19 protein-coding genes and 4 tRNA genes are annotated in these 22896 nt (G+C 61.2%); 14 read left to right on the forward strand and 9 right to left on the reverse strand.

What is annotated here, in order from left to right:
* Positions 1-12: 12 nt before the first annotated feature.
* Complete coding sequence (locus tag BN1124_RS08610; RefSeq protein WP_042641038.1) at positions 13-870, forward strand: carboxylate/amino acid/amine transporter; 858 nt, start codon at positions 13-15, stop codon at positions 868-870.
* 82 nt (positions 871-952) lie between these two features.
* Here BN1124_RS08610 and BN1124_RS08615 read toward each other — a convergent pair whose 3' ends face one another.
* Together BN1124_RS08615 and BN1124_RS08620 are read right to left on the reverse strand one after the other, a co-directional pair.
* Complete coding sequence (locus BN1124_RS08615; RefSeq protein ID WP_042641040.1) at positions 953-1816, reverse strand: sensor domain-containing diguanylate cyclase; 864 nt, start codon at positions 1814-1816, stop codon at positions 953-955.
* A 142-nt stretch (positions 1817-1958) separates the two neighbouring features.
* A complete protein-coding gene (locus BN1124_RS08620; protein WP_042641042.1) occupies positions 1959-2672 on the reverse strand; it encodes a 3-deoxy-D-manno-octulosonic acid kinase in 714 nt (237 codons plus the stop codon).
* A gap of 144 nt (positions 2673-2816) precedes the next feature.
* On the opposite strand from BN1124_RS08620, the gene BN1124_RS08625 reads away from it, so the two are divergent.
* The 7 genes from BN1124_RS08625 (at position 2817) to BN1124_RS08655 (ending at position 10217) form a co-directional block, all read left to right on the forward strand.
* Positions 2817-3899, forward strand: a complete 1083-nt coding sequence (locus BN1124_RS08625) for a glycosyltransferase family 9 protein (RefSeq protein ID WP_042641134.1) — start codon at positions 2817-2819, stop codon at positions 3897-3899.
* Between the two features lie 269 nt (positions 3900-4168).
* A complete protein-coding gene (gene gmk, locus BN1124_RS08630; protein ID WP_042641044.1) occupies positions 4169-4795 on the forward strand; it encodes a guanylate kinase in 627 nt (208 codons plus the stop codon).
* 79 nt (positions 4796-4874) lie between these two features.
* Positions 4875-5150 (forward strand): DNA-directed RNA polymerase subunit omega, encoded by a 276-nt coding sequence (gene rpoZ, locus BN1124_RS08635; protein WP_005307060.1) that lies wholly within the window; start codon positions 4875-4877, stop codon positions 5148-5150.
* Positions 5151-5280: 130 nt separating this feature from the next.
* Positions 5281-7398, forward strand: coding sequence for a bifunctional GTP diphosphokinase/guanosine-3',5'-bis pyrophosphate 3'-pyrophosphohydrolase (gene spoT / locus BN1124_RS08640; RefSeq protein ID WP_042641049.1), 2118 nt, complete (start codon positions 5281-5283; stop codon positions 7396-7398).
* Between the two features lie 142 nt (positions 7399-7540).
* Positions 7541-8287: a tRNA (guanosine(18)-2'-O)-methyltransferase TrmH gene (gene trmH, locus BN1124_RS08645; RefSeq protein WP_042641051.1), complete on the forward strand. Its 747-nt coding sequence runs from the start codon at positions 7541-7543 to the stop codon at positions 8285-8287.
* Entirely contained in the window at positions 8277-9317 is a 1041-nt protein-coding gene (locus BN1124_RS08650) for an alpha/beta fold hydrolase (RefSeq protein WP_042641053.1), read from the forward strand. Before trmH ends, BN1124_RS08650 begins: the two co-directional genes overlap by 11 nt.
* 96 nt (positions 9318-9413) lie before the next feature.
* Positions 9414-10217: a Cof-type HAD-IIB family hydrolase gene (locus BN1124_RS08655; protein ID WP_042641136.1), complete on the forward strand. Its 804-nt coding sequence runs from the start codon at positions 9414-9416 to the stop codon at positions 10215-10217.
* A gap of 111 nt (positions 10218-10328) precedes the next feature.
* Here the strand turns inward: BN1124_RS08655 and BN1124_RS08660 are convergent, their stop codons facing one another.
* The 5 genes from BN1124_RS08660 to BN1124_RS08680 all read right to left on the reverse strand — a co-directional run bounded on the left by BN1124_RS08660 (position 10329) and on the right by BN1124_RS08680 (position 11477).
* Positions 10329-10832, reverse strand: a complete 504-nt coding sequence (locus tag BN1124_RS08660; protein WP_042641138.1) for an RICIN domain-containing protein — start codon at positions 10830-10832, stop codon at positions 10329-10331.
* A 185-nt stretch (positions 10833-11017) separates the two neighbouring features.
* Positions 11018-11094: transfer RNA gene (locus BN1124_RS08665), tRNA-Pro, on the reverse strand.
* A gap of 63 nt (positions 11095-11157) precedes the next feature.
* Positions 11158-11243 (reverse strand) — tRNA-Leu (locus BN1124_RS08670).
* 31 nt (positions 11244-11274) lie between these two features.
* A tRNA-His gene (locus tag BN1124_RS08675) sits at positions 11275-11350 on the reverse strand.
* A 50-nt stretch (positions 11351-11400) separates the two neighbouring features.
* A tRNA-Arg gene (locus BN1124_RS08680) sits at positions 11401-11477 on the reverse strand.
* A gap of 254 nt (positions 11478-11731) precedes the next feature.
* Between BN1124_RS08680 and BN1124_RS08685 the strand changes: the two genes are divergently transcribed.
* The 5 genes from BN1124_RS08685 (at position 11732) to gorA (ending at position 20029) form a co-directional block, all read left to right on the forward strand.
* The gene (locus tag BN1124_RS08685) at positions 11732-12322 is read left to right on the forward strand and encodes a TetR/AcrR family transcriptional regulator (protein WP_042641055.1); all 591 of its coding nucleotides are present in this window, start codon (positions 11732-11734) and stop codon (positions 12320-12322) included.
* On the forward strand, positions 12319-13425 hold the full coding sequence (locus BN1124_RS08690) for an efflux RND transporter periplasmic adaptor subunit (RefSeq protein WP_042641057.1): 1107 nt from the start codon (positions 12319-12321) through the stop codon (positions 13423-13425). The genes BN1124_RS08685 and BN1124_RS08690 overlap by 4 nt, the downstream gene beginning before the upstream one ends.
* Before the next feature lie 15 nt (positions 13426-13440).
* A complete protein-coding gene (locus BN1124_RS08695; RefSeq protein ID WP_042641059.1) occupies positions 13441-16521 on the forward strand; it encodes a multidrug efflux RND transporter permease subunit in 3081 nt (1026 codons plus the stop codon).
* A 124-nt stretch (positions 16522-16645) separates the two neighbouring features.
* Positions 16646-18604 carry an ATP-binding protein gene (locus BN1124_RS08700; RefSeq protein ID WP_042641061.1) on the forward strand — a complete coding sequence of 653 codons (1959 nt, stop codon included), beginning with the start codon at positions 16646-16648 and terminating at the stop codon, positions 18602-18604.
* A gap of 75 nt (positions 18605-18679) precedes the next feature.
* The gene (gene gorA / locus BN1124_RS08705) at positions 18680-20029 is read left to right on the forward strand and encodes a glutathione-disulfide reductase (protein ID WP_042641063.1); all 1350 of its coding nucleotides are present in this window, start codon (positions 18680-18682) and stop codon (positions 20027-20029) included.
* A gap of 206 nt (positions 20030-20235) precedes the next feature.
* Here the strand turns inward: gorA and BN1124_RS08710 are convergent, their stop codons facing one another.
* Positions 20236-21270 carry an aminotransferase-like domain-containing protein gene (locus BN1124_RS08710; protein WP_197066196.1) on the reverse strand — a complete coding sequence of 345 codons (1035 nt, stop codon included), beginning with the start codon at positions 21268-21270 and terminating at the stop codon, positions 20236-20238.
* Positions 21271-21300: 30 nt separating this feature from the next.
* A complete protein-coding gene (locus BN1124_RS21545; RefSeq protein WP_197066197.1) occupies positions 21301-21660 on the reverse strand; it encodes a GntR family transcriptional regulator in 360 nt (119 codons plus the stop codon).
* Positions 21661-21832: 172 nt separating this feature from the next.
* Here BN1124_RS21545 and BN1124_RS08715 point away from each other — a divergent pair, with 172 nt between their 5' ends.
* Complete coding sequence (locus tag BN1124_RS08715) at positions 21833-22876, forward strand: TlpA family protein disulfide reductase (RefSeq protein WP_197066198.1); 1044 nt, start codon at positions 21833-21835, stop codon at positions 22874-22876.
* Positions 22877-22896 lie beyond the last annotated feature (20 nt).

Consider the following 22896-nt stretch of genomic DNA (forward strand, 5'->3'; position numbering starts at 1 on the left):
CAATTCAATCACATGAACTACTTGATAGGGGTCACCCTGCTCTGGTCCTTCTCCTTCAGCCTGATCGGGGTCTACCTCGCCGGCCAGGTGGATGCCTACTTCTCCGTGCTGACCCGCATCGCTCTCGCCAGCCTGGTGTTTCTGCCCTTCCTGCGCCGCCGCTGGCTGAGACCCGATCTGGTCGTCAAGCTGATGGCACTCGGCGCCACCCAGCTCGGCATCATGTATCTGTTCTATTACCACTCCTTCCTGCTGCTGACGGTGCCTGAGGTGCTGGTGTTCACCATCTTCACCCCCATCTACGTGACGCTGATCCACGATCTGCTGGAATCCAGATTCAAGCCGACCTACCTGTGGGGCGCCCTGCTCGCCGTGCTGGGGGCGGCCGTCATCCGCTTCGATGGCTTGACCGAGAGCTATGTGATGGGATTCCTGGTGGTGCAGGGGGCCAACATCTGCTTCGCCATCGGCCAGGTCGGCTACAAGGTGCTGTTGGCGCGGGAGAAGGAACAGCCCCCCCAGCTCGCGGTGTTCGGCTGCTTCTATCTCGGCGCCCTGGTGATCGCCCTGCCCGCCTGGCTGCTGCTGGGCCAACCCCAATACCCGACCAGCAACCTGCAATGGGGCATTCTGCTCTGGCTGGGGGTGGGGGCATCCGGGCTGGGTTACTTCCTGTGGAACAAGGGCGCGACCCTGGTCAGCAGCGGCGTGCTGGCCATCATGAACAACGCCCTGATCCCGGCCGGTCTGCTGGTCAACCTGGTACTCTGGGGCAAGGATGCAGACCTGCTCAGGATCTCACTGGGCGGCTTGCTGATGCTGGCCTCTCTCTGGGTCTGTCAGCGTCAGCCGGCGCATAAAGCGAACTGACGATCAGCCGACCGATGGGCCTGCCGATGCAGGCCTTCTTTGAGCCACCGGCATCATCCGGTGAGTGAGCGCTGACTAAAAATCAACCGATGACGGTGTTGTGCTCCCGTTTGGCCTGGCCGTGACAGGAGGCCAGCCGGGCCAGCAGGTGATCGATCTGCTCGGCGCTCTGGCTCTGTACCAGCCCGATGCTGACGGTCACCGGCCGCTCAGGCAGCAGGTTGGCATCGGCAATTTCGAGGCGCAGCCGCTCGGCGATCTCCAGACCGCTCAGGCGATCGGTCTGGGACAGCATCAGGATGAAGCCATCCTCGTCCCAGCGGGCGAAGGGATCTTCCCGGCGCAGCTCCCGGCGCACTATACGAGCCAGCTTCGCCAGCATGGCATCGCAGGCCACCTCGCCAAACAGCTGCAATATCTTGCTGCTGTGATCCACTGTGAATTGCAGCAGGCAGAAGCTGCCGCTCTCGTGCGCCAACCGCTCATCCAGCAGCAGCTCGAAGTAACTGCGGCTCTCGAGACCGGTGAGGGGGTCCGTGTGGTGGCGTTCGTCCGCCTGAGGGGCGGCCGGATCGAGATGGCGGACCACCCCCAACAGCTGACCCTGTCCATCACGCTGTATCCGCTCCTCCAGCCGGAGGTAGTGGCCCTGATGGTGCAAGATGCGGTATTCGAGGCGCAGCCCGTTACCCTGGCCGCTCTGGCAGGCCCTGACGGCCTCTTCCAGCCGGGTGGCATCGTCCGGGTGCACCCGTGCCAGCCAGCCGAGGTCATCCAGCTCATCCCCTTCCAGCCCCAGCAGTGCCAGGCAGGAGGGATCGCGCCTCAGCCCCAGCTCCGCCGACCAGACCCAGATCCCGGCCTCCAGCATCGCCATGGCTTGCGCCATCAGGGACATATCGAGCCGGGTCACGGTCTCAACCCAGGGAGTTACATCTCTTTCCATCACACGCCTCGAAACCGGATCCAAATATCAGCCCAAATAAGTAGCATTGGCGCTCCCGCCGAGCAACAGGCTCGGCCTGCTTTTCCCTACTAGCCCACCATCGGTCTCCAACACGAATTGGAAGCCAACATACCGCTGGCACTCAGCCCGCGGTGCCCTGATAACCAGACATCAGCGCCTGCCAGTTTTCCGGCACGAAGTGGAAGCTGGTGTGCAGTTGGGACTCCTTGGTGAAGGAGCGCAGCAACCGCTCAAGGTTCGCCTGCTGCCAGCTGCCGGGGGAGCGGATAGCCCCCTTGTCGAAATCGATCACCCAGACCTTGCCCTCCTTGTCGAGCAGCAGGTTGTGGCTGTTGAGATCCGCGTGATAGACGCCGGCATCATGAAGCTGACGCACCGTCTGGCCGACCTTGTGCCACACCTCGCCGGCGATGCTGCCCTGCTTGAGCAGCGCCACCAGATCCTTGGCGCCGCGGATGCGCTCGATCAGGATGTCGGCACGATAGAAGGGACCCTGCTTGACCATGCGCGCCGCAAACGGGCGCGGCACCGGCAGTCCCTGCTCGCTCAGCCTGGCCAGCAGGCGGTATTCGGCCATGGCGCGGCTGGTCTCCACCCCTTCAAACCAGAAGCGATCCCGCACCAGCTTGCCCACCATGCCGCCGCGGTAATAGTGGCGCAGCACCAGGTGGCGCGACTCATCCTTCACAAACCAGGTCACCCCGCGACCGATGGCGGAGCCCACCACCTGGCGATGGGTCTGCCACCAGGCCGGATCGAACAATTCGGGGGAAGGGTCGCGGAAGGCCCCTTCGGCATACCAGCAGATCTGGTTATGGATGGTCTGTGTCAACATCTGAAGATTCCGGTCGATAGTTGGGCGCAATGCATCAATCCATGAAGAATGTGCCGGTCAGGCATGCCAGCGGGTGCGATTTTACAATCCACAAGGGAGTTTGCATAATGCCATCCATCCATTCTGCCACCATTGCGCCACATCATGCCGCTGTTCCAAACGCCACCTTCTTCCATCTGCATCCTGCGGCTCTCCGCCATCGGGGATTGCTGCCACGCGCTGGCGCTGGTGCGCGTCATCCAGCGGGAGTGGCCAGAGACTCGCATCACCTGGATCACCGGCAAGATTGAAGCGACACTTTTTGCCGACCTGCCCGGGGTCGAGGTCATCGCCTTCGACAAGAGCAAGGGCTGGCGTGGCTATCGCGCGCTGTGGCAGAGGCTCGAGGGCCGCCAGTTCGACGCCCTGCTGCACCTGCAGGCCGCCCTGCGGGCCAGCATCGCCACCCTCGGCATCAAGGCCAAGGTCAAACTCGGCTTCGATAAAGAACGCGCCAGCGACGGTCAGTGGTTGTTCACCAACCAGCGCGTGCCCTCGCCCGCCTCTCCTCATGTGCTCGACGGCTTCCTCGCCTTCGCCAAGGAGCTGGGCATCCGGGATCTGACGCCGGACTGGCAATTGCCCATCAGTGCCGAACACAGGGAGTGGGCCAGGGAGAAGGTAGCCGGCAAACCCACCCTGCTCATCTGCGCCGCCGCCAGCAAGGCGTTCAAGAACTGGACCGCCGAAGGTTATGCCGCCTTGGCGGATCACGCCGCCGGCAAGGGTTTTCAGGTCTACCTCTGCGGCGGTCCGGCCAAGCTGGAGCGGGATCTCGCGGCAGAGATAGCCCGGCTCAGCCACAGCAAGCCGGTGGATCTGGTGGGCCAGACCAACCTCAAACAGCTGCTGGCACTGATCGCCGAGGCTAGTCTGGTGCTGGCACCGGATACGGGCCCCACCCACATGGCGACCCTGGTCGGCACCCCTGTCATCGGCCTCTACGCCCACCACAATCCGGCGCGTACCGGCCCCTATCTGTGCCGCGACCATGCGGTCAGCGTCTATCAGGAACTCATCGAGCAGGAGACCGGCAAGCCGCTGGCCGAGCTTAGCTGGCGCACCCGCCTCAAGGATCCGGACGCCATGAGCAAGATAACCAGCGAGCGGGTGATCGCCGCCTTCGACCGTATCTGTTTGGAATATCGACTGCCAGGCGGTGAAAGACTCGGGAATTCCGAAGCCTGAGGCTGGGATAATCTGCTGGCCCATCTCCCGCACCAGGGGCAGAATAGCAGCCTGTGGGTGACGCTCCCGCAGCAAGCTACGAATACTTTGATCGGCTGGAATATGATTCCGGCCGTTTTTTTATCCGCCACCATCTGCTAAAATTCGCCGCCTTTAGATCCCCCTGATTCTGATTTTTCCGTGTTTTGCGAGCGACTGTCTCCCTTATCGGGCACAAGACGGCAGCCTCTGCTACAACCAAAACACTGTCATCGCTTAAAGGTACAGACATGGCGCAACAAGGCACTCTCTACATCATCTCCTCCCCGAGCGGGGCGGGTAAGTCCAGCCTGATCAATGCCTTGCTGACCAAGCATAACGATGCTGGCAAGATGCAGCTGTCGGTCTCCCACACCACCCGCGCCATGCGCCCGGGGGAAGAGAACGGGGTGCACTATCACTTCGTGCAGGTGGAAGAGTTCAAGGCGCTGATCGCGCGCGGCGACTTTCTGGAGTGGGCCGAGGTCTTCGGCAACTACTATGGCACCTCCCGCGCCGCCATCGAGGCCTGCCTGGCCCAGGGCATCGACGTCTTCCTCGACATCGACTGGCAGGGTGCCCGCCAGATCCGCGAGCAGATGCCGACCAAGTCCATCTTCATCCTGCCTCCCAGCCGCGCCGAGCTGGAGCAACGCCTGATCGGACGCGGCCAGGACAGTGCCGAGGTGATCAAGGGACGGATGGAGAAAGCCATTGCCGAAATGGTGCACTACGACGAGTATGACTATGTCATTATCAACGAAGACTTTGAGCAGGCGCTGTTCCAGCTCAGGGCCATCATCGAGTGCCAGCGGCTGGCATTGCACCAGCAACAGCAGGCCCAACAAAACTTGCTGCAACAGTTGCTGGCAGAATAGTCCAAAAACAAGTAAACTTTTGCGTCATTTTTAAACACCGCTTTTTTCAACACAGAAAGCCCAAACACTGGAGTCCTGCATGGCACGCGTTACTGTAGAAGATGCTGTAAAACAGGTAGGTAACCGTTTTGACCTGGTGCTGGTCGCCGCGCGCCGCGCCCGTCAAATCGCGGTACAAGGTAAAGATCCCCTGGTCGACGAAGAGAACGACAAGCCGACCGTGATCGCCCTGCGCGAGATCGAGCTGGGTCTGGTGAACAATCAAGTGATGGACACCCAGGACCGTTACGAGCAGCAAGAGCAGGAAGCCGCCGAGCTGGCTGCCGTTGCTGCCATCGCCGAAGGCCGCGGTTAAGTCATTCTTCCGGTTGGCACCCGCCTGGGTGCCGACTGTTCTCCCCATTTACAACCGCTCGAAAACCTCGCAAACTCGGAGACATACCCTCAATTCCACGAATTGCTGTTTCGCCACTGCGGGGACTGTCTTGTATTTATTTGAAAATCTTAAAGAAATAGCCAATTCCTACCTGCCTTCCGAGCAGGTCGAGAAGCTCAGGCAAGCCTATGTGGTGGCCCGTGATGCTCACCAGGGACAGATGCGTTCCAGCGGCGAGCCCTATATCACCCACCCCGTTGCCGTGGCCCGGATCCTGGGCGACATGCGCCTCGACCACGAAACCCTGATGGCCGCCGTGCTGCACGACGTCATCGAAGACACCCCCGTCACCAAAGACGATCTGGCCGAATTGTTTGGCAATGCCGTCGCCGAGCTGGTGTCCGGCGTCTCCAAGCTCGACAAGCTGAAGTTTCGCGATCGCAAGGAAGCCCAGGCCGAAAACTTCCGCAAGATGATGATGGCCATGACCCAGGATATCCGGGTCATCCTGATCAAGCTCGCCGACCGCACCCACAACATGCGCACCTTGGGCTCACTGCGGCCGGACAAGCGTCGCCGCATCGCCCGCGAGACGCTGGAGATCTTCGCCCCCATCGCCAACCGGCTCGGCATCCACACCATGAAGAACGAGCTGGAAGAGCTCGGCTTCGAGGCGCTCTACCCCATGCGCTCCCGGGTGCTGCGGGAATCGGTGCGCCGTGCCCGTGGCAATCGCCGCGAGATCATCGACTCCATCCAGAGCGAGATTGAAGGACGCTTGCGAGAGGCCGGCATCGACTCCCAGGTGAGCGGCCGCGAGAAGAATTTATTCTCCATTTACAACAAAATGGAGAAGAAAGAACTGCAATTTCACGAAGTAATGGATATCTATGCCTTTCGCGTGAGGGTAAAGGACATAGATACCTGTTACCGGGTTCTGGGCCAGATGCACAGCCTCTACAAGCCCCGTCCCGGCCGCTTCAAGGACTACATCGCCATCCCCAAGAGCAACGGCTACCAGTCCCTGCACACCTCCCTGGTGGGGCCACACGGGGTGCCGGTCGAGGTGCAGATCCGCACCGAGTTCATGGATCAGATGGCCGACAAGGGGGTTGCCGCCCACTGGGCCTATAAGCAGGATGGCGACAGCTCGGGCACCACGGCCCAGATCCGCGCCCAACGCTGGATGCAGAGCCTGCTGGAGCTGCAACAGAGTGCCGGCAGTTCGTTCGAATTCATCGAAGGGGTCAAGACCGACCTCTTCCCCGACGAGATCTACGTGTTCACCCCGGAGGGCCGCATCATGGAGCTGCCCGCCGGCGCCACCCCGGTGGATTTCGCCTACACGGTGCACACCGACATCGGCCACGCCTGTGTCGGCTCCCGGGTCGATCGCCATCCCTACCCGCTCAGCAGCCCGCTGCATTCCGGTCAGACGGTGGAGATCATCACGGCCCCCGGCGCCCGTCCGAACGCGGCCTGGCTCAATTTCGTGGTGACCACCAAGGCCCGCTCCAAGATCCGCCAGTTCCTCAAGAACCTGCGCACCGAGGAGTCGGTGGTGCTGGGCCGTCGCCTGCTCAACCATGCCCTCGGCGCCAAGAACATCGAAGACATCCCGGAGCCGCGCATCAAGCAGGTGCTTGCCGACACCAAGCACGAGAACCTGCAGGGCCTGCTGGCCGACGTGGGCCTCGGCAACGCCATGAGCGTCATGGTGGCGCGCCGCATGCTGGGGGATGAACTGCCGCCGGAAGAGCAGCCCAAGTCCACCGGCAAGAAGATGCCGATCAAGGGTGCCGACGGCATGCTGGTCACCTTCGCGAATTGCTGCCGCCCCATCCCGGGGGACGCCATCATCGCCCACATCAGCCCGGGCAAGGGCCTGGTGATCCACCAGGAGTCCTGCCGCAACATCAAGGGCTACAGCCGCGAACCGGACAAGTATCTGCCGGTACAGTGGGAGGTAGACAAGGAGCAGGAGCAGGAATTCCGCACCGGCATCAGCATCGAGATCATCAACCATCAAGGGGCGCTGGCGGAGCTGGCCAACGTGATCGCGGCCACCGGCGCCAACATTCACGCCATCAGCACCGAGGAGAAGGATGGCCGCGTCTATCTGGTCACCCTGCTCATCACCACCAAGAGCCGTATCCACCTTGCCAACATCATGCGCAAGATCCGGGTGATGCCGAACGTGCTCAGGGTGAGCCGACAGAAGAACTGAACACAGGCGGCGCAAGCCGCCTGCTGCTTTTACAGAGACAACCCTGGCGCCCGGGCGCGTTAACCGCCTCTTCACCATACTGGCCAGGTGTCAGCGCGATCTGACCGCCTGCATGCCCGAGCCCCACTGCATAGAAACTGATATGACACCTGAACGCTTTAAACGGATTTCCGACATGCTGGCCATGCGCCAGCTCGACCTGACCGTCTGCATGGAAGAGGTTCACAAGCCTCACAACCTGGCCGCCATAGTGCGCACCGCGGACGCCATCGGCATCCATCGGGTGCACGCAGTCTGGCCCAAGACCTCCATCCACCCCCGCAAGGGCACCGCCCGCGGCAGCCAGAACTGGGTGGATGTGAAGCTGCACCCGGACATCGGCACCGCGGTCGGCGAGCTGAAAGCCGCCGGCATGCAGATCCTGGCGACCCACCTCTCGGAGAGCTCGGTGGACTTTCGTGCCATCGACTACACCAGACCCACCGCCATACTGGTGGGCCAGGAGAAGCACGGCATAGGGGAGGAGGCGCTGGCATTGGCCGATCATCATATCGTCATCCCCATGGTGGGCATGGTGCAGTCCCTCAACGTCTCGGTGGCCGCCGCCGCCATCCTGTACGAGGCCCAACGCCAACGCGAGCTGGCGGGCTGCTACCAGCGCGGTTGCCCCCTCAGCCTCGACGAGCAGAACAGCATCTTGTTCGAGGGGGGCTACCCCGTCTATACCCAACTCTGCAAAGAGAAAGAGATGCCCTACCCCCAGCTCGGCCCGGCCGGTGAGATCCTGGCGGACGAGAGCTGGTGGCAGCAGATGCAGCTGACCCGCAAGGGCTGGGCCGCGCAACAGGAAGACCCTCTGGATAGGGAGCAACCCACCGATGAAATTTAACTGCCTGCCCTTGCTGGCCCTGACCCTGTTTTCTGCCGGAGCCCTCGCCGTGGACAATCCCTATCAACTCACCGTGGAAGCCGACGTCCCCGCCCTCCACCAGCAGACCCTGCCCGATTTTTGGCGCGACCATGCGGTAGAAGGGGAGTTCAAGGGCAAGGACGGCGTGAGCATCCGCTACGCCGCCCTGCGCCAGGCCAAGGTGGACAGAGCCATCCTCATCGTCAACGGCCGGGTCGAGAGCTACCTCAAGTATCAGGAGCTGGCCTGGGATCTGTGGCGCCAGGGCTACAGCCTCTACCTCATCGATCACCGCGGTCAGGGGCTGTCCGGCCGCATGCTGGCGGATCCCGAGAAGGGTTATGTGAGCGACTTCGACGACTATGTGGTGGATCTGAAGCAGTTCCACGATCAGGTCATAGTCCCGGACAAGCCCGCCAAGTTGTTCCTGCTGGCCCACTCCATGGGAGGCGCCATCTCGGCGCGCTATCTGGAGCGCTGGCCAGATGACATCAAGGCGGCCGTGCTCTCCTCCCCCATGCTGGGCATCAATCTCGGCGGTCTGCCCAAATGGCTGGCCAAGGGTTTGGCAGCCACCATGGACACGGTCGGCAGCTGGTGGGGCGAGCCGCCCTACGGACCGGGCCAGGGGGGCTATGTCTCCCACGACTTCGCCGACAACGGCCTGAGCCACAGCGAGCCACGCTATCAGGTGTTCCGCCAGCTCTATGAGCAGCGGCCGCAGATCAAGCTGGGCGGGGTGACGGCTCACTGGATCCGCGAGGGCATCGCCGCTGGGGATGCCGCCATCGCCGAGGCGGACAAGATCAAGACTCCGCTGCTGCTGATACAGGCGGGGGATGACGGCATCGTCGACAATGCGGCCCAGGACGAGTTCTGCACCAGGGCTGGTTGTGAAGGGGGCAAGCCGCTGCGCATCGAGGGAGCCTGGCACGAGCTGTTTGTTGAGGCAGATACCCAGCGCCTGCCCGCGCTGACCGCGACACTGGCGTTCTTCGCTCGTTTCTAGCGCGGATACTGGCTATTTTTTGGATCCCTAAATAAATGGGGTGAGGTAACACGCTGGGGTACACTGCCCCGGCATTCCATTCATGCCGAGGTAATGATGTTCAAGGTAGTTGTATCCGATCTCGATGGCACCCTGCTCAACAAGCAGCACCAGATCTCCCCCCGCACCCGTGACACCCTGCACCGCCTGGTCGATCAGGGGATCAAGTTCGTGGTGGCCACCGGTCGCCATCATGTGGACGTGCGCGGTATCCGCGATGCGCTCGGGCTCGATATCTATCTCATCACCTCCAACGGCGCCGTGGTGCACGACAAGCAGGATCGGCTGATCTTCAATCAGGCGCTGCCCGCTTCGGTGGCCGCCGAGCTGATCACCCTGGAACGGGATCCCTCCATCCACCTCAACGTCTACTACGGCGACGAGTGGCTGGTGGAGGAAGAGATGCCCAAGATGCTGCAATTCCACGAAGAGTCGGGCTTCGCCTACCGCTTGACCGACCTCGCCACGCACCCGATGGACAAGATCAACAAGGTGTTCTACATCGGCGATCACGAGAAGCTGCTCGAGATCGAGACCCGGCTCAACCAGCAATATGGTGATCGGCTCAATGTCACCTTCTCCCTGCCGGACTGCCTTGAGGTGATGCACGGTGGCGTGCACAAGGGCAACGCCGTGCGCGCCGTGCTGGCCCAGAATGGGCTGGAGATGTCCCAGGCAGTCGCCTTCGGCGATGGCATGAATGACTTCGAGATGCTGAGCATGGTGGGTCGTGGCGTGGTCATGGGCAACGCCCACGATCGCCTCAAGCTGGCTCTGCCTGAGCATGAGCAGACCCTGAGTTCAGACGAGGATGGCGTCGCCGTCTACCTGGAGCAGCTGTTCGCCCCCAGCGTCGCCTGATCCCGTTCATCTCCTCGCCAGAAACGCAAAAGGGTGGTCGCATGACCACCCTTTTCACATCTGCTCATCGCCTCTCTTCATCCAGAACGGCGGACCTGCCCCTCGCGTTTCTTACCAGGCGAGGTTGGGCAGTGCCAGCCGCTCCAGCAGGCTGGTGGCTGGCTGCCACTCAAAACTCTGGTTGGCACCGCCGTAACACTCCGCCAGCCGCAGCGGCGTGCCGGGCTGGTGACGACGCCCGGCCACATCCAGACAGAGCGAGACCTGCCGGTTGAACAGGCGATCCGCCTGCCACTGCCATTGGTGGCTGTTATCCTGGCAATCCGCCATGACGAGATCGTCGCTGCCCCTGGCGATCAAGCAATGCTCCGACAGCTGCAAGGCGCCCGCATCCCACTCGAACTGCTGGCGGGGGCTCCGATCACAGGGCTGAGTCAGCAGACCGCCCTTCTCGCTCAAGGCCACACAGAAGCCGCCATCGGTCACCAGGGCCGCCGAGGGGGGGGCGGTCGACTTGGGGGCCGCCCCCATCAGCAATGCCTCCGGCTTGGGTTGCAACGCACAACCGCCGAGGGTCATGACCACCAGCGCCAGGGTGCAGGCTTGAAAGAGCATTGGATGAGGATACATGTGACCTTGTGCCTGAAAGTGTTCGATGAAGTCCACTACTTGGGTAGTCCGGCCCCCAGCATAACGAACTCCAGGCGAACAGGCGCCAACAGAAGTGTAAAAAGACGTGACAGAGAGGGAGAGCAAATCGCAGAAAAGCAAAAACCCCGCCGAAGCGAGGTTTTCAAATGTGGTCGGTGATAAAGGATTCGAACCTTTGACCCTCTGGTCCCAAACCAGATGCGCTACCGGGCTGCGCTAATCACCGATGGGGTACTTCTTTTTTCAACTACCAAGATAACCTATGGTCACCTTCATCATACAGCAAGTATGGTGCGAAGAGAGGGACTCGAACCCTCACACCCGGGGGGCACTAACACCTGAAGCTAGCGCGTCTACCAATTCCGCCACCTTCGCATACCTAACATGCCGTAAAACAGCTTTAAAATGGGGTGGCTGATGGGGCTCGAACCCACGACAACCGGAATCACAATCCGGGACTCTACCAACTGAGCTACAGCCACCACAGCTGTTTTCGTTCCACAACACGCCCGCTTAACTGGCGCACGTTTTATGGTGCGCCCGACAGGATTCGAACCTGTGACCTCTGCCTCCGGAGGGCAGCGCTCTATCCAGCTGAGCTACGGGCGCTACGCTGTCGAACGGGGCGCATTATTGATGATGGTGCCCACCTTGTCCACTCTTTTTTTATCGAAATGAATCAACCGATTGTTTTTGCGTCGCTTTGTACAGTTTTATATCTCTTCTCTCCGCTTTCGGCCAGAATCGTTCTCACTCGGCCCACTTCTGTGCCCTCATCTGGCAGGGAACCGATTCTCATCCTTGACTTGCTTGCTTCTCCACCTAGAATGAATGAACGTTCATTCATTGTGATCAGCAGAGTCATGGATAAAAAAGAGCGCATTTTCGAGGCGGCGCACGAGATCCTCGGCGAGCAGGGCTTCTATGGTCTCTCCGTTGCCGCGGTTGCCAAGCAGGCCAAGGTGGCGGCAGGCACCATCTACCGCTACTTCAGCGACAAGGATGACCTGATCCGCCAACTTTATCTGCACACCATTCTGAAGTGTCATCCGCTGGTCATGGAGGATGTGCAGATAGAAGAGGTGTCATATCGGCAGTATCGACGCCTGTGGCTCAACATCGATGCCATCTTTACCCACTACCCCAATGCCCTCAAATGCAAATTGCAGTACGAAAGTTCTCCATTGGGGGCTGAATTGGAGCGGGATCCGGTCATAATGGCAACCTGGGCGCCACTTGAGCGCTTCTTCGAACGGGGACGCCAGCAAGGACTGTTTATCGATTTACCCGTCCTGGTGCTGCAGGCGCTGAGTCTGGATTGCGTGGCCAACTTGGCACAACAACGCCGGGTTCACGATTTTGTATTGACGCAAGAACAGTTGGAGACGGTGATCCGGGCCAGCTGGAATGCCATTTTAAACCCTCATATTTCCACTACAGGAGCCTGTTCATGAAAAAGTGGATGGCCATCATGCTGCTGATAGCGCTCGCCTTGTTTGGCAGTGTCATCGGCTTCAATATGTTCAAACAAAAGAAGATCGCAGAGTTCATGGCCAATCGACCAGAGCCTGAGTTCCCGGTCACCGCCATGGTGACCAAGGCGCAAGACTGGGTTCCGACCATAGATGCCATCGGCTTCATCGAGCCCAAGCAAGGGGTCACCCTCTCCAGTGAACTGGCGGGCACCATAGACGTCATCAGCTTTGAGTCGGGCAATCCGGTCAAGGCGGATCAGTTGCTGCTGAGCCTGGACTCCAGCGTGGAAAAGGCCAACCTGCAATCGTCCCAGGCCAGACTGCCAGCGGCGCGGGCCAAGTTCGAGCGCTACCAGAACCTGTACCAGAAGAACTCCATCTCCCGGGATCAGCTGGATGACGCCGAAGCCAGCTACCGCTCGCTGGAGGCGGATATCGAGAGTCTGAAGGCCACCATAGCCCGTCGCGAAGTGCGTGCGCCCTTCGGTGGCGTAGTGGGCTTGCGCAACGTCTTCCTCGGTCAATACCTGGAACCGGGTACCGAGATAGTGCGACTGGAAGACACCAGCGTGATGCGCCTGCGCTTCACCGTGCCCCAGACCGATATCTCCAAGATTGCCCTGCACCAGACCATCAAGATCAACGTGGATGCCTACCCCAATACCCAGTTTGACGGCCACATCACCGCCATCGAACCGGCCGTCAACTATCAGAGCGGCCTGATCCAGGTGCAGGCTGACATCCCGAACAACGATGGCCAGCTCCGCTCCGGCATGTTTGCCCGTGCCAGCATCATACTGCCCACGGTGAAGGATCAGATCGTGATCCCGCAATCCGCCATCTCCTTCACTCTGTATGGTGAGAACGTCTACGTCATCCACGAGGCGGACGGCGTGAAGCGTGCCAAGCAGGTGGTGGTCAAGGCGGGTGAGCGTCGCGGCAATGATGTCCATGTGCTGTCGGGCCTCAAGGCCGGCGATGAAATCGTGCTGTCGGGTCAGGTTCGCCTGAGTAACGATACCAAGGTGCGCGTAGTCGACAACGATGCCCTTGCCGTTCCGGCACAAACCCCGATGCTGTAAGCGCGGAGATCTGCGATGCGATTTACTGACATATTCATAAAAAGGCCCGTGCTGGCGATCTCGCTCAGCTTCCTGATAGCCCTGCTGGGCTTCCAGGCCATCTTCAAGATGCAGGTGCGGGAGTATCCGGAAGTCATCAACACGGTGATCACGGTCAACACCAGCTACTACGGTGCCAGTGCTGACCTGATCCAGGGCTTCATCACCCAGCCCCTTGAGCAGGCGGTCGCGCAAGCCGACAACATCGACTTCATGACCTCCTCCAGCCAGCTGGGCAGCTCCACCGTCACCGCGTACATGAAGCTGAACACCGATCCCAACGCAGCCCTGGCCGACATCCTGGCCAAGGTCAACTCGGTGCGTTCCCAGTTGCCCAAAGAGGCGGAAGACCCCTCGGTCACCTCCTCCACCGGTTCGACCACTGCGGTGCTCTACATGGGCTTCACCAGCCCCGAGCTGAACTCCAGCCAGATCACCGACTACCTGGAGCGGGTCATCAAGCCCCAGCTGTTTACCGTGGGCGGGGTCTCCAAGATCGACATCTACGGCGGGGTCGAGTTTGCCCTGCGGGTGTGGCTGGATCCGGCCAAGATGGCGGCCTTCGACCTGACCTCCAGTGACGTGATGACGGTGCTCAACAGCAACAACTATCAGTCTGCAACTGGCCAGGCGACCGGCTACTTCACCCTGTTCAACGGCAACGCCGAGACCCAGGTCAGCAACACGGGTGAACTCAAACGGCTGGTGGTGGCGACCCGGGATGGCAAGGTGATCCGCCTCTCCGACATCGCCAAGGTGACCCTGGAGAAGAGCCACGACATCTACCGTGCCAGTGCCAACGGCAAGGAAGCTGTGGTGCTTGCGGTCAACGCAGCGCCGACCGCCAACCCCATCACCATCGCCCACGATGTGATGGAGCTGCTGCCGAGCCTCAAGAGCAACATGCCGAGCACGCTGCAGACCAACGTGCTGTATGACTCCACCATCGCCATCAACGAGTCCATCAACGAGGTTATCAAGACCATACTGGAAGCGGCCGCCATCGTACTGGTGGTGATCACCCTGTTCCTCGGCTCCTTCCGCGCCGTCATCATCCCCATCATCACCATACCGCTGAGCCTGATCGGCGTGGTGATGATGATGGACCTGTTCGGTTTCTCCATCAATCTCATGACCTTGTTGGCCATGGTGCTGGCGATCGGTCTGGTGGTGGATGACGCCATCGTGGTGCTGGAGAACGTCGACCGTCACATCAAGGAGGGGGAAGAGCCGTTCCGGGCGGCCATCATAGGCACCCGTGAGATCGCCGTACCTGTCATCGCCATGACGGTCACCCTGGCCGCGGTATATGCGCCTATCGCTCTGATGGGGGGCATCACCGGCTCCCTGTTCAAGGAGTTCGCGCTGACCCTGGCGGGGGCGGTCTTCGTCTCCGGCATCATAGCCCTGACCCTGTCGCCCATGATGTGCGCCAAAATGCTCAAGGCCAATGAACAGCCGAACAAGTTCGAGAGCACGGTGCACCACCTGCTGGATCGGATGACGGATCGCTACGACCGCATGCTGCACGCCGTGATGCAGAAACGCATCGTGGTGGTGCTGTTCGCCGTCATCGTGTTCGGCAGCCTGCCGCTGTTGTTCAAGTTCATCCCGAGTGAACTGGCGCCGTCGGAGGACAAGGGGGTTATGGCCGTGCTGGGGACGGCACCCTCCAATGCCAACCTGGACTACATCGAAAACACCATGGCGGACGTGAACAAGATCCTGGATAAGCAGCCCGAGATCGCGTATTCCCAGGTCTTCTCCGGGGTGTTCAACGCCAACCAGGCCTTCGGTATCGCCTCCATGGTCCCCTGGAGCGAGCGTGAGGCAAGCCAGAAAGAGGTACTGGATCGGGTAGCCGGTCTGGTGACGGACATCCCCGGGATGGCCATCACCACCTTCCAGTTCCCGGAACTGCCGGGTGCTTCGAGCGGCCTGCCCATCCAGTTCGTCATCACCACCCCGAACAGCTTCGAGAGCCTGTTCCTGATCGCCGGTGAGATGCTGACGGCCACCCAGGCCAACGGCCAGTTCGTCTATTCGGATCTCGATCTGAACTACGACTCCGCCACCATGAAGATCAAGATCGACAAGGACAAGGCGGGTGCCTACGGCATCACCATGCAGGACATAGGCGTCACCATGGGCACCATGATGGCGGATGGCTACGTCAACCGGATCGATCTGGATGGCCGCTCCTACGAGGTGATCCCGCAGGTGGAACGCAAATTCCGTATGAACCCTGAATCCATGAAGGGCTATTACGTGCGTGCCGCCGATGGCAAGTCGATCCCCCTTGGCAGCCTGATCAGCATCGAAGTGGTGGGCGAGCCCCGTGCCCTGCCCCACTTCAACCAGCTGAACTCGGCCACCATAGGCGCAGTTCCTGCTCCGGGTGTCGCCATGGGTGATGCGATCAACTGGTTCAAGGCCACCGCAGAAGAGAAGCTGCCGCAAGGCTATCGCTACGACTTCATGGGGGAAGCCCGCCAGTTCGTGACCGAAGGCAACGCCCTGTACGCCACCTTCGCCCTGGCCCTTGCCATCATCTTCCTGGTGCTGGCGATCCAGTTCGAATCCGTGCGTGACCCCTTGGTCATCATGGTCTCGGTCCCGCTCGCCATCAGCGGCGCCTTGATCGCGCTGGCCTGGGGACTGGCCACCATGAATATCTACTCTCAGGTGGGCCTCATCACCCTGGTCGGCTTGATCACCAAGCACGGCATCCTGATCTGTGAGGTGGCGAAGGAAGAGCAACTGCTGCACGGCATGAACCGGATGCAGGCGGTGATGCAAGCCGCCAAGGTGCGTCTGCGCCCGATCCTGATGACCACGGCGGCCATGATTGCGGGCCTCATCCCGCTGCTCTATGCCGCGGGTGCAGGCGCTGCCCAGCGCTTCAGCATCGGCATCGTGATCGTGGCGGGTCTGGCCATCGGCACCCTGTTCACCCTGTTCGTGCTGCCGGTGATCTACACCTACCTGGCCTCCGAGCACAAACCGCTGCCGGAATTCGATGAATCCATTCCGGCCAAGGCGAAAGGGAATCACTAATCCCTCCTCGCGAGCACAAATAAGGCCCCGAAAGGGGCCTTATTTTTATCCGTTTTATGACACACGACATAGGTAGATGAAGCAGTTACACTAAACCGCACTCAATCCAGACCGCAAGGATGCCATGTCAGGAATCTTCTCCAAGGCCATCGGCCTTAACGGACTGTCTTACCGTCTGCTCTCCTACATTCTGATATGCAGTACCGTCTTGGCCATGATCATCACGGTGTTGCAGCTCGCCTGGGATTACAACAAGGATGTGACCGTCATAGAGGCGAGCATCGATCAGATCGAGGCTTCCTTCCTGCAGCCCATCTCCGCCAGTTTATGGAACCTGGATGAAGAACAGGTCAAGGTGCAGATCGAAGGCATCATGAACCTGCCCAACATGCAGTTCGTGATGGTCAAGGAGATGCTCGGCAACTCGGAAGTGCCGCTGCTGACCCAGGGGGTGGAAAAAGAGCAATACGACATCTCCCGGGAGTTCAGCCTCACCTATCAGGGCGAGATCGTCGGCAAGCTGTTTGTCGCCGCCTCCCTCGAGCAGATCTACCAGCGGCTGATCGAGAAATCCGTGCTGATCCTGGTCAGCCAGACCATCAAGACCCTGGTCGTCTCCTTCTGCATCCTGATCATCATCTACTACCTGGTGATCCGTCATATCAATCGCATCGTCAACTACGCCCAGAAATTGAACCTGGATCGACTCGCGGTGGAGCTGACGCTGGAAGGCCGTACCCTGCCCCGCAAGCACCCCGACGAATTCGATGCGCTGGCCGCGACCCTCAACCAGATGCGCACCCGGCTGAACGATGAGTTCACGGCCCGTCATCAGGCGGCCGAACAGCTTCAGCAGGAGCGGGACTTCTCCGCCACCCTGATCAACTCGGCCAACATGGTCATCTGCTGCATGGAGCCGGATCTCACCATCGCCAGCATCAACCCTGCCGCCATCCTGCTCACCGGCTATCACCATGAGGAGCTGTTGCAGCACAACTGGCTGGATCTGTTCGTCAGCCAGGAGCAGCGGACCGAGCTGGGCACCCTGCTCGCCGAACAGGGCTCCCTCGAAGACAGGGAGATCATCATGCACGATCAGCAGGGCAACGAACTCGTCCTACAGTGGACCTTCGCCCCCTTCTACGAAGGTCCAAACCTCAAGTATTTGATTGGATTTGGTTATGACATCACCCGCCTGAAGAAGGTAGAGCGGGAGATCACCCTGTTCAACGAGCAGCTGGAAGGCAAGGTGGACGAGCGCACCCGCCGCCTGAGCGATGCCAACGATCAGCTGGGCAAGGCCTACGACGACCTGAAACAGGCCCAGCAGACCCTGGTGGAATCGGAGAAGATGGCCTCGCTCGGTTCGCTGGTCGCCGGGGTGGCCCACGAGATCAACACCCCCATCGGCATCAGCGTGACCGCCTCCTCCTACCTGCAGGAGCAGGTGGCCGACTTCAAGCAGCACATCGAGGCCAAGCAGCTCTCCCGCTCCTATCTGAATGAATTCACGGTCAATCTGGATGAATCCATGCAGTTGCTGCAGGGCAACCTGAGACGCGCCTCCGAGCTGATTGCCAGCTTCAAGCAGGTGGCGGTAGATCAGTCGTCCGAGGCTCGTTACAACTTCAGCCTGGCCGACAACCTGCACCAGGTGGTGGTCTCCCTCGGCCATAAACTCAAGAAGGCCCAGTGCGAGGTCGACATCCAATGCGATCCCAAGCTGACCCTCTACTCCTTCCCCGGCAGCTTCACCCAGATCTATTCCAATCTGCTCCTCAACTCCATCAACCACGGTTTCGATGGCTGGGACAGGCCTAAGAAGATCAGCATCCGGGTGGAACAGCAGGACAATGAGCTGATCATCGACTACAGCGACAACGGTCGCGGCATCCCCCCCGAGATACTGCCGCGCATCTTCGATCCCTTCGTCACCTCCAAGCGGGGCCACGGCGGCAGCGGGCTCGGCACTCACATCATCTACAACCTGGTGGTGCAGCTGCTGCGCGGCCGCATCCACTGCGCGAGCGAACCCGGCCTGGGCGCCCACTTCCATATCCGCCTGCCCATCCAGCAGAACTGAGCACCGGCCCTTGTGGGCCGGCGCCTTTGTCCCCATCATGCTGTGACAGCATTTTTCACAAGCGGAGAACCTACCATGACACAGCATTTTGACTACATCGCCATCGGCGGCGGCAGCGGCGGCATCGCCTCGGCCAACCGGGCGGCCATGTACGGCAAGAAAGTCGCCCTGATCGAAGCCAAGGCACTGGGCGGCACCTGCGTCAACGTGGGTTGCGTCCCCAAGAAGGCCATGTGGTATGCCGGCCAGATCGCCGATGCCCTGAGATATGGCGCCGACTACGGTTTCGACACCACACTCAACCACTTCAGCTGGGCCAAGCTGGTGGAATCCCGTCAGGCCTATATCAGCCGCATTCATCAGTCCTACGAGAACGTGCTCGGCAAGAACCAGATTACCGTCATCCGGGGGTTCGCCCGTTTCGTCAACAGCAACACGGTAGAAGTGAATGGTGAGCAATACAGCGCCGATCACATACTGATCGCCACCGGCGGCCACCCCGAAGTGCCGGCCATCCCCGGCGCCGAGCTCGGCATCGACTCAGACGGTTTCTTCGCCTTGCAGGAACAACCGAAGCGGGTCGCTGTAGTCGGTGCCGGTTACATCGCAGTCGAGATCGCCGGTGTGATGCAGGCGCTCGGCTCTGAAACCCACCTGGTGGTGCGCAAGCAGGGCCCATTGCGCAGCTTCGATCCCATGATCCAGGAGACCCTGGTGGAGATCATGGCCGCCGAAGGCCCCAAGCTGCATACCCACGCCGTGCCCAAGGCGGTGATCAAGAACGCCGACGATAGCCTGACCCTGCAGCTGGAAGATGGCCGTCACCTCACCGTCGATTGCCTGATCTGGGCCATCGGCCGTGCCCCGGCCACCGACAAGCTCAACCTCTCTGCCACCGGCATAGCGCTGGATGACAAGGGCTATATCCCGACCGACAAGTTCCAGAACACCAATGTGGACAACCTCTATGCGGTGGGTGACAACACCGGCCGCATCCAGCTCACCCCGGTGGCCGTCGCCGCCGGCCGTCGCCTGTCGGAGCGGTTGTTCAACAACAAGCCGAACGAGCACCTCAACTACGATCTGGTGCCAACCGTGGTGTTCAGCCACCCGCCCATCGGCACCATAGGGCTGACCGAGCCTGAGGCCATCGCCGAGTATGGCGAGAGCCAGATCAAGGTCTATCGCAGCCAGTTCACCGCCATGTATTCGGCCCTGACCCAGCACCGCCAGCCCACCCGCATGAAGCTGGTCTGCGTCGGGCCAGAGGAGAAGGTGGTCGGTCTGCACGGCATCGGCTTCGCCATGGACGAGATCCTGCAAGGCTTCGGTGTGGCCATGAAGATGGGAGCCACCAAGGCGGACTTCGACAACTGCGTCGCCATCCATCCCACCAGCGCGGAAGAGTTCGTCACCATGCGTTAATCGCACCTGAAGCCGGCCTGTAATCAGGCCGGCTTTAATCACTGCGTTGCAATACCATCCCACCAGCGCGGAAGAGTTTGTCACCATGCGTTAATCACACATGAAGCCGGCCTGAAATCAGGCCGGCTTTAATAACTGCGTTGTGATACCCACCCCACCAGCGCAGAAGGGTTCGTCACTCTGCGTTAATCACAGCGTTACGATGCTCACTCCACCAGCTCCTCCCCTCCGCCGAATCCGGCCAGATCCGCAAGACATGCACAACACGCCTCCAGCCCCTCCTCCGGCAGATTGGTGATACCGAGCAGCAAGCCGCGTCGAGCCTGCGCCGGATCGGCATACCAGCTGGACAGCGGTGCCGGCGCCAACCTGAAGGCCTGTGCCTGACGGGCGATATCGAGATCATCGGCCCCCTCCGGCAGATGCAGCAGCAGCGTCAGCCCCGCCATGGTGATCGCCTCGGCCGGCACCGGCAGGGCCTGTTGCAGCGCCGCCGCCCGTGCCCGGTAGATCCGTTTCATCCTGCGCAGGTGGCGCAGGTAATGCCCCTTGCGCATGAATTCCGCGAGTGCCAGCTGGCTGGCAACCGAGGTGGCGGGCGCCAGGGCGGCAGCCACATCTCCCACATGGTTGGCCAGCGCCGGAGGCACCACCACGAAGCCGAGCCGCAGCGCCGGGCTGATGGTCTTGCTGAAGGTACCGGCATAGATGACCCGGCCATGGCTGTCCTGCGAGGCCAGCGCCGGGGCCGCCCGGCCGACCAGTTGCAGCTCGCTCAGGTAGTCGTCTTCGATGATCCAGGCGCCGCTGCCGGCCGCCCACGCCAGCAACTGGTTGCGACGAGCGAGGGACATGGTCATTCCCAGAGGGGCCTGCTGACCGGCGGTGACGATGGCCAGCGCCGCGTTGGCGGCCAGGGCCATGCCAGCGTCCACGTCGAGGCCCTGTTCATCGACCGGTATGGGAACCGCCTCCACTCCCATCATGGCGAGCGCCATCCGGGGCAGTGGATAGCCCGGATCTTCAATCCAGGCGGACCTGCCTTTCAGATCCAGCGCATGGCTGAGCAGCCCCAGCGCACCGCTGTAGCCGGAGGTGACGATGATCTGGGCGGGGGAACAGCTCAACCCACGGGCAACCGAGAGATGGGCCGCGATCTCGGTGCGCAGGGCCAGCTCCCCCCGTGGATCGGGGTAGCTGACCGCCGCCATGGCGGCCTCACTGGCGGCGCGGCTCGCCATCCTGGCCCACAGCTTGCCAGGAAAGCCGTCCTACGCCGGGACGCCGATCTGGAACACCAGGGGGATGGCGCTGAACGGTGGCTGATAGATGCCGGGCAAGGGGGCCCTCAAGCCGCTGATGTCCGGCGACTGGGGCGCCGGCAAGCAGTGCGCCACGAAGGTGCCCGCCGCGCCACGGGAGACGATCAGTTGCTCGTCGATCAGGCGCTCATAGGCAGCACGGACAGTGCCCCGCGCCACCCCGAGCTGAGTGCTCAGATCCCGCCAGGAAGGCAGCCTGGCCCCGGCGTAAAGCCGCCCCTGACGGATCGCCTGGCCAATGGCCGCCACTATCTGATCGACCAGGGAAACACCGGCTTCGCGCCGAAGCTCTATGGGTAAATCGTTCATAGCATTCTGCTCACATGCTGGGAGGACAACCGCCGGCCGCTGTCGGCTGGCCTGTTGCCGTGAATGGTACAGTTAAAATGCAACTTCATGGTCCTTATGGATGCACCGTTAGACATAGTACAATTAATCATAAAACCATCAACAATCTGCACTCTGAAGTAAGGAACCCGTCTTGCGACTCTCCGCCCTCTCTACCCTGATGAAACCGCTCGCCACCCTGTTGCTCCTGCTGGGCACGGCTCAGCTCTGCTACGCAGACGACAGCTATGACGCCGAAGGCGAGCGACGCGCAAAGAGCGCCGGCACCTCCCTGATCGGCCAGCCGGCCCCGGCGGCCAAGCTGGCAACCCTGGATGGCAAGCTGATCGATCTGGCGCAGCTCTATGGCAAGAAGCCGGTTTACCTGAAGTTCTGGGCAACCTGGTGTGTGCCTTGCCGCCAGCAGATGCCCGGCTTCGAGGCCATTCAGCAGAAATTTGGCGATCAGATCGCGGTGATCGCGGTCAACACCGGCTTCTCCGACGATGCCGACTCCATCCGCGCCTACCGCAAGCAGCTCGGCCTGACCATGCCTATAGCCATCGACGACGGCAGCCTGGCGACCGCCCTGAACCTGAGGGTCACGCCACAGCACGTCGTGATCGGTCGAGATGGCCGGATCATGCACGTCGGCCATCTGGACAATCAGGAGTTGCATACCGCGCTGCAACAGGCGATAGCGGAAGGCGAGCAACCGGCCGTTCAAGCCGACAAGTCCACCGCCGCCCCTGCCTTTGCCGTGGGCGACAGGGTCACCGGCCTGGGCATCAACCTGCTGGACGGCACCCGACTCGATTTCGCCGCCCCTGCCAAGCCAAGGGCCCTCGTCTTCTTTGCCCCCTGGTGTGAATCCTACCTGGCCGACAGCCGTCCGCAGACCGCCAAGGCTTGCCAGCGGGTACGCGAAGAGGTCGAGCAGCTGATGGCCAGCAAGCGAGACATCGACTGGGTGGGCATCTCATCCGGCCTCTGGGTCTCGACCGCCGATCTGCAGGACTATCAGAAAACCACCGCCAGCAGCCTGCCCCTGGCGCTGAACGAGGATGATTCCCTGTTCCGAGCCTTCGGGATCCGCGACATCCCGAGCGTGCTGCTGCTGGATGGCCAGGGCCGCGTCACCCATATCCTGGACCCGCAAGACACCAAGCTGGCCGAGGCGGTCAACAGCCTGAAGTAACGGCTGGCCGCATGGACACC

The sequence above is a fragment of the Aeromonas eucrenophila genome (assembly GCF_000819865.1).
Taxonomy (GTDB): domain Bacteria; phylum Pseudomonadota; class Gammaproteobacteria; order Enterobacterales; family Aeromonadaceae; genus Aeromonas; species Aeromonas eucrenophila.

What these genes read in the sequence shown, in the direction of transcription:
- BN1124_RS08655 (WP_042641136.1), top strand. Translation starts at nt 9,414, where the DNA reads ATGTTCAAGGTAGTTGTATCCGATCTCGATGGCACCCTGCTCAACAAG.
- BN1124_RS08685 (WP_042641055.1), top strand. Translation starts at nt 11,732, where the DNA reads ATGGATAAAAAAGAGCGCATTTTCGAGGCGGCGCACGAGATCCTCGGC.
- BN1124_RS08625 (WP_042641134.1), top strand. Translation starts at nt 2,817, where the DNA reads ATGCCGCTGTTCCAAACGCCACCTTCTTCCATCTGCATCCTGCGGCTC.
- BN1124_RS08710 (WP_197066196.1), bottom strand. Translation starts at nt 21,270, where the DNA reads ATGGCGAGCCGCGCCGCCAGTGAGGCCGCCATGGCGGCGGTCAGCTAC.
- rpoZ (WP_005307060.1), top strand. Translation starts at nt 4,875, where the DNA reads ATGGCACGCGTTACTGTAGAAGATGCTGTAAAACAGGTAGGTAACCGT.
- BN1124_RS08690 (WP_042641057.1), top strand. Translation starts at nt 12,319, where the DNA reads ATGAAAAAGTGGATGGCCATCATGCTGCTGATAGCGCTCGCCTTGTTT.
- BN1124_RS08695 (WP_042641059.1), top strand. Translation starts at nt 13,441, where the DNA reads ATGCGATTTACTGACATATTCATAAAAAGGCCCGTGCTGGCGATCTCG.
- BN1124_RS08660 (WP_042641138.1), bottom strand. Translation starts at nt 10,832, where the DNA reads ATGCTCTTTCAAGCCTGCACCCTGGCGCTGGTGGTCATGACCCTCGGC.
- BN1124_RS08700 (WP_042641061.1), top strand. Translation starts at nt 16,646, where the DNA reads ATGTCAGGAATCTTCTCCAAGGCCATCGGCCTTAACGGACTGTCTTAC.
- BN1124_RS08615 (WP_042641040.1), bottom strand. Translation starts at nt 1,816, where the DNA reads ATGGAAAGAGATGTAACTCCCTGGGTTGAGACCGTGACCCGGCTCGAT.
- BN1124_RS08650 (WP_042641053.1), top strand. Translation starts at nt 8,277, where the DNA reads ATGAAATTTAACTGCCTGCCCTTGCTGGCCCTGACCCTGTTTTCTGCC.
- BN1124_RS21545 (WP_197066197.1), bottom strand. Translation starts at nt 21,660, where the DNA reads ATGAACGATTTACCCATAGAGCTTCGGCGCGAAGCCGGTGTTTCCCTG.
- gorA (WP_042641063.1), top strand. Translation starts at nt 18,680, where the DNA reads ATGACACAGCATTTTGACTACATCGCCATCGGCGGCGGCAGCGGCGGC.
- BN1124_RS08610 (WP_042641038.1), top strand. Translation starts at nt 13, where the DNA reads ATGAACTACTTGATAGGGGTCACCCTGCTCTGGTCCTTCTCCTTCAGC.
- trmH (WP_042641051.1), top strand. Translation starts at nt 7,541, where the DNA reads ATGACACCTGAACGCTTTAAACGGATTTCCGACATGCTGGCCATGCGC.
- gmk (WP_042641044.1), top strand. Translation starts at nt 4,169, where the DNA reads ATGGCGCAACAAGGCACTCTCTACATCATCTCCTCCCCGAGCGGGGCG.
- BN1124_RS08620 (WP_042641042.1), bottom strand. Translation starts at nt 2,672, where the DNA reads ATGTTGACACAGACCATCCATAACCAGATCTGCTGGTATGCCGAAGGG.